This is a genomic window from Streptomyces sp. STR69 (assembly GCF_024519455.1).
GTDB lineage: Bacteria > Actinomycetota > Actinomycetes > Streptomycetales > Streptomycetaceae > Streptomyces.
Genome location: NZ_JALJRY010000069.1, coordinates 1 through 6,152, shown reverse-complemented (window position 1 = coordinate 6,152; position 6,152 = coordinate 1). Strand labels below are relative to the sequence as shown.

The following is a 6,152-nucleotide window of genomic DNA, read 5'->3' as shown; positions in this document are numbered from 1 at the left end:
CCGGGCGAGCCAGGCGGCGGTGCCCGCGGCGATGGCCGGAGCGGCCTGCCGCAGGCGGGGGCGGACCAGGTGCGGTGCGCTGCCGATGACGGCGTAGAGAAGGCAGTTGCCGTCACCGGGGGTCAGAACGGCTCTGCCTGTGGGAGGTACGTAGGGAGACAGCGGGGCGGGCGGGGTCGTGCCGGGCTGCTGGGGCGACGCCGTCTTGACCTTGCTCTTGCCGGTGCTCGTGCTCGTGTTCTTGCCGGTGACCGGCTTCTTGCCCTTGTCGGACTTGCCGCCGCTGGTACCGGACTTGGACGGCCCGCTCTTCTTCGGCTGCTGTTTCGTCGGCGTGGGCGTGGACGTGGATGCGGCCGTGGTGGCCGGCCACGGGGTGTGGGTCTGGCCGGCGGCCGGGAGAGGGGCGGTGCGGCCGTCGGGGTTCGGCCAGCGGGGCGGGGTGGTGGCGAACGTGGTGCGCAACGACTGTTCGGGGGTCGGGGCACTGTCCTGGACGGCGGTGGACAGACCCGGCAACGCGGCGGTGGCCGACACCTGTTCGGCGGCGGCCTGTATCTGCGCGGTGACCGCGGCGACGACCTCCCTCTCGCGGAGGCTGACCTCATCCGCTGCCTCGGTCACCTTCTCCTGGGCGTCGGTCTCGTGCTCCGTGGCGACCCGGAGGTTGTCGGCCGCGACGCCCTCGGCCTCCGCGTACCGCGCCGCCTTCTCCACGGCCGTCCTGTGGTCCCCTTCCGCCTTGCGGATCCGACCCGGCCGGTCGGCGGCGGTCGCCTCCGCTGCTGCCAGCGCCGGCCGGGCGGTGGTGAGTGCGGCGGCGGCCTGCTGGATCGCGCCGTTCGCGTCGGCGATCGCCGGGAGCGTGGCCTGCACCCGGGGGTCGGCGGCGACATCGGGCGCGGGAGTGTGGGAGCGCGTGGTGCCGGCTGCGGCGGGGGTCGGCGCGGGGGTGGGGGCCGTACTCGACTGCCCGTTCTTCGCGGCCTGTTCGGCGGCGGCGATCCGCTCGGCGCGCACGGCGTTCTCGGCCTCCGTCAGCGCGGCCAGGGCCGTCTGGAGGTCGTGGCGGCCCTGGATCTCGTCCCGCGCATGCTGCTCGATCACCGACGGCAGGGTGGCTACGGCCTTCCGGGCTTCCGTCAACTCCCGCTTCAGCCGGGTCACCAGCGCCTCGGCCTTGCGCACGGCCTCGGCGGAGTCGGCGGTCTCCGTCCTCGCCTGCGTGTGGTCGGACCTCGCGCCCGTGACCGCGGCCTGCGCCTTCTGGTGGACCGCCAGCGCGGCCGTGTACACCCTGTTGGCCTGTCGGCGGGCAGCGAAGCGGAGGTTCAGCTGCCGCGGGGTGTCGGTGAGGGTGTCGGTGGCTCTGTGCAGGATTTCGGCCTGCGCGTCGAAGGCGTTCCACGCGGTGGTCAGGTCCGGGTCCGCGGTGACGAGGGCGCCCTCGGCGGTGAACTCCCAGCGGCGGACGCCCTGTTGGTCGCGGGTCATCAGTTCCAGCGGCCGGTTGCCGAGCACGGCCGTACGGGAGGCCATGTAGAGCGCCTGGCCGAGGCGGGCGCCCTGCGGATCATCACCGAGGGCCGCCCAGAACTGCACGCCGTGGCTGCCGGCCGGGATCGCGGCGTGCAGGCGCTCGGGCAGGGTGTGCGGCTGGGCATCGGCCCAGTCGGGGACGAGCGCGGGCAGGTCGTGGACGTTCGGCGGCGACTCGGCCGGGGTGAGCAGACCGTGGCCGAGGAGGTCACGCTCCTCGACGCGCAGGGTGACGGTGCCGGTGACATGGCGGGTGCCCTCCGGTCCCTCGACGAGAAGGTGGGCATCGGTGTCGATGACGTAACTGCGCGTGCCGCGCGCCCCGTTGGCGGGTGCGGAGGTGCTGCCGGACTTGAGCCAGTCGCGGCGGCTGCCGGTGGTGGTGCCTCCGAAGGCGGAGGGCTGGGTCTGCCGCTGCGCGAGCGGCACGCTGATCCCGCCGATCTCGTGGTTGTCGTCGTCGCCGCTGAGCAGCTCCGTGAACGAGGTCGCGAAGGAGTGGTCGGCGCCCGCGGCGGTGCTCACCGTGTCGGTGGTGTTGTGGAGCTGGTCGAGCGTGACGTCGTCGGCGTTCGTGGAACGACGGGGGTTGTACAGGGTCACCGCGATCGTCGGGGGGTGCGACGGTGCCCCTTCGAAGGGCGCGGTGCCGGGCATCTCGGCGGTGAGGTCGGCGACCCGCCGGGGGCGGTCGAGGGCGACCCGTCCGGCCTGGATCAACTGGCCCAGCCGGACGGCCTGTCCCTCCACCGAGACCGAGGTGATCTGCGCGTGCCAGCCGCGTCCGCCGCGCGGTGCCACGTCGTTGAGGGCCGTCTCCAGATGCGCCCAGCCGTCGAAGTGGAACGCCGGGGTCGGTCCCACCGGATGGAACATCTGCGCGTCGGTGAGATACGGGCCCGCTGCCGGGCCGGCCGGCCGCACGGTGTTACGCGGGTCGACGTCGGAGACGACGGACGGGGCGTTCACCCGGGCCGGGCCACCGGGTGCGGTGGTCTCGGTGCCGGTGAACCGCAGCGCCAGCCGGACCGGGACGGTGCTGGTGCGCGAGTTGCCCCCTTCCAGCAGGCTCTCGATCCACCGGCGTACGTCGCCGTCCGCGTCGGCCCAGGCGATGACACCGTTCTGGATGAGACCGCCGATGACGTTCGGCGGCCAGTCGGCGACCAGCGCGGAGCGGACGGTGAGCTCGTAGTCGTAGCGCAGGCCGTCGAAGTCGGCGCCGTGGTCGGTGCGCAGCCAGAAGCGGTTGTCCGCCGTGGTCGCCCGTCGCACCGAGACGCTGCTGGCCGACTGCGGGGTGAACACCGGCGCCGCGCGGTCCGTCCTGGAGTGCTCGGGATCCCGGAACGGGCGGAGATAGCGGTTGGTGATCGTGGTCGGGAGCTGCGCCTGCCTGCCCGCGGCACGGGCGAGGGAACGGCCCGCCGCGGTGTGCGACTGCGACTGTTCGAGACCCGAGCCGGGCGTCGTGGTACCCCGGATGCCGGCCAGGTTCTGGGTCCGCCGGGGCACCGCCGTCAGCCTGACCTCGACCAGCCGCTCACCGCCGTAGGCGTGGTGGCGGAAGTGGAGGCGGGTGGTGGCCGGGTCCTGGGTGCCGTCCGGGCCGCGGCCGGGCAGCGAGCGCAGTCCACCGATTGAGGTGAGCTGCATGATCCGGCTGTGCACACCCTGCTGGTAGCCGGTGTGCCCGGGGTCGATCACGCCGGGTGCCTCGGTCTCGACCAGGTCCAGCAGTTCGCGCCCGACCTGGCCGCGCCGCTCCCTGCCGTTGACCGGTACCAACGGGATCTGGCCGGCGACGGCCGCGGGGGCGGGGGGCCTCTCGTACTCGATGACCGAGAGGACGCCGCCGAGACCCAATTGCCGGTTCTGTACGAACGCCGCCGGCAGCGGAGCCTGGCCCTGGACGGGCGTGGGGGTGAGTCCCTGCACGGAGCCCATCCACCGTGCGTCACGGTTGAGTTGGCCCTGGGTCATCAGGAACTGGAGGCCGTCCGGGACGTTCACCGCGAAAGTGACGGGGTCGATCGTGCCGAGGTTGCGGACCCCGTTGAGCAGCGTGCGGGAACCCGCGCGGACCGTGACCACATAGGTGACGTCCGCGACCACCCGGTGCAGGTCGCCGCTCTCGGTGGGGGTGCGGTTGACGCCCGTACTGGCGGAGAGGGTGTCGGAGGTGTCGGTGCGGGACACCTGGTTGAGCCGTACCGACGGGTTGAGCTGGATCTTGTTCGGTTTGCCGCTGGTCTGGCTGGTGGAGACCGAACCGTCCGACTCGGGACCGCCGCTGCCCTTTTCCGCCGGCGTGGACGGGTTCTGGGTGGCCACGCCGGTGACGCCCAACTGGCGTGACTTTCCCAGGGACTTGAGCTGCTGGGCGCTGTCGGTGGCCGAGACACCGGTCTCCAGGTACTGGCGGGTGGTGTCCACCAGCCGGGGCCGGTGGGCGACGGCCTGGATCTCCAGGGAGTACTGGCCGTCCGCGAGCGTCCCGGGCAGGCTCAAGCCTTCAACTACGTAGGAGTTCTTGAACAGTTCCTGGCCGTGGGCGACCAGACTGCCCGGCGTGATCGCCGCGTGCCGGGTCTCGGCGGCGCGTGTCGTGCTGTCCGTGAGCCCTTGTCCGGCGAGCGGCGGGACACCCGTGCGCTCCGGCCCGGTGCCGGTGGCCGGCGGGGCGGGCGGGATCGCGGCGGCGGTGACCGGGAGGATCGGGCCGGTGGCCGGGATGGCGGGCGTCGCCGGCTGCGCCTGCTGTGCTCGGCGGCGGATCACCGCGGCGGCCCGCCGGAAGACCGACTCGATGGCCGCGGAGCCGCGCACGGTGTCGATCAGCGCGTCGTCCGGTATCCGCACCAGGTCCGGGCGCGGGACACCGTGGGCGTCGGTCCCTTCGAGACGCTCCCGGTCGACGTCGTCCACCGGACGCGGCGCCCCGTCGACCCGCGCCGGGGGCGCTGCGGGGTTCGCCGACGGCGTGCGGGTACGGCCGTGCGGCACCGCCAGCCGCAGCGAGCCGGCGACCGTCGGCGACGGTGCGGGAGCAACGGGCGGCGCGCCGGGGACAGTTGGGGCCGCGACGACGGCCGGGGCAGGGGCCTGGGCCGCCCGGTTGATGTCCTCCCCGAACTGCACGCTCGGCTCGTCCGCGTCGTTCGCGTACAGATCGAGGGCCAGCTGCACCGGCACGTCGAACGCGTGGGCGTCCTGGCCGGTGGCGATGAAGAACTGGTCGTGCCCGGTGGCACCGCCCACGGTGTCGCCGTGGGTCACCTGGGGGCCGCGCTGGTAGTCGAGCCCGCCCCCGAGGGTCCCCCAAGGTCCCACCGGCCCGCTGACGCTGGCCAGCAGCCCGAGCGCGCCGCTGTACGACTCACCCCGCTGCTCGGCGTCGCTGCCCGCCATCTGGGCCAGACCCATGACCTGGATGCCCGGCAGGACCAGGTCATGACGGCTGGCCTGCGAGGTGTCACGGACTGCGGTGAGCAGCAGCCGGACCCGACGGACGCCGGTATCGCTCCGGTTGGGCACCTCGAAGTGCAACGCGTGACCGCCGTCCACCATCGAGTCGGTCGCGGCACGCAACCCGGTGCGGGAGCGCGCCTCACGCAACCGGCGCAAGTTGTTGAGCTGGGCGTGCAACCGGATCTGGTGCTCGGGCTCAAGGTTCCGCACGACGCCGATGCCGGTGGGAGCGGACGGCAGGAAGCCCTCGCGGCGCAGCCACGTCTCGGCCCGGTCGAACAGCTCGTCCGTGCCGGTGACGTCGAGCGGGGCCGCGCTCAGCCCGATGCCGTCCAACCGCTCCAGCGAGTCCGGGAGTTCACGCCTCTCGGCGGGGGCCGGAGTGCGCCCGGCGGCGGCCGTCCGGCTCAGGAGCCGTAGATCCATGCCATGCGTCAGGTCCAGGTCCGGCGCGTCGATCTCGCTGCCGTCCGGCCGGATCAGGGTGACCTCGTAGGTGACGGCGGTCTGGGCGAGCAGATGACTCTGGTTGGTGCGGATGGCGTGCATCGTGCCCGCGGAACTGCTCGCGCTGTACGTGTTGGTGACGGTCGCCTGCGCCTGCGCGCGCAGACCCAGGCTGCCGCCGACGACGCTCGACGCGTCCGGGTGCCCCTGGCTGTGGTCGCCGGTGAGGGCGGCGGCAGCGCTGGCGGTGACCCCGAGACCGCTGGTGTACTTCGAGGAGAGGTCCACCTTCGCGGTGTTGACCAGATGGCTCTCCAGGTTGATCTGCCCCGCGGTGCTCTCCCGCAGCGGGGTACTGGTCCCCGGCCGGGTGATCAGGCGCAGCATGCCGACCGCGTTGCCGTCGGCGTCGGTGATCACCGGCGAGTAGAGCCCGCCATGGATCTGCATCGGCAGCGTGCCACGCAGCACCTGCTCGGAGAGGAAGTCCGCGACCTGCCCGGCGGCGGTGGCGTCGAGATCGGCGTGGAACGTCTGGTGGACATGCTCGTACAGGGCCCTGGGGTCGATGACGGAATCGACGCCGTAGAGCGGGAGACCGGCCGGATCGGCCGGCGCGGGCAGCGAACCCGGCGCCGGGTCGGCGGTGGTGAGGTGCCGGGGAAACCAGATCGTGGTGGGACCGTGCGACACCG

1 pseudogene is annotated in these 6,152 nt (G+C 73.1%); it reads right to left on the bottom strand.

The features are described 5' to 3' along the window. Positions 1–6,152 (bottom strand): annotated as a pseudogene (locus OC490_RS48830) (hypothetical protein); the annotation flags it as partial.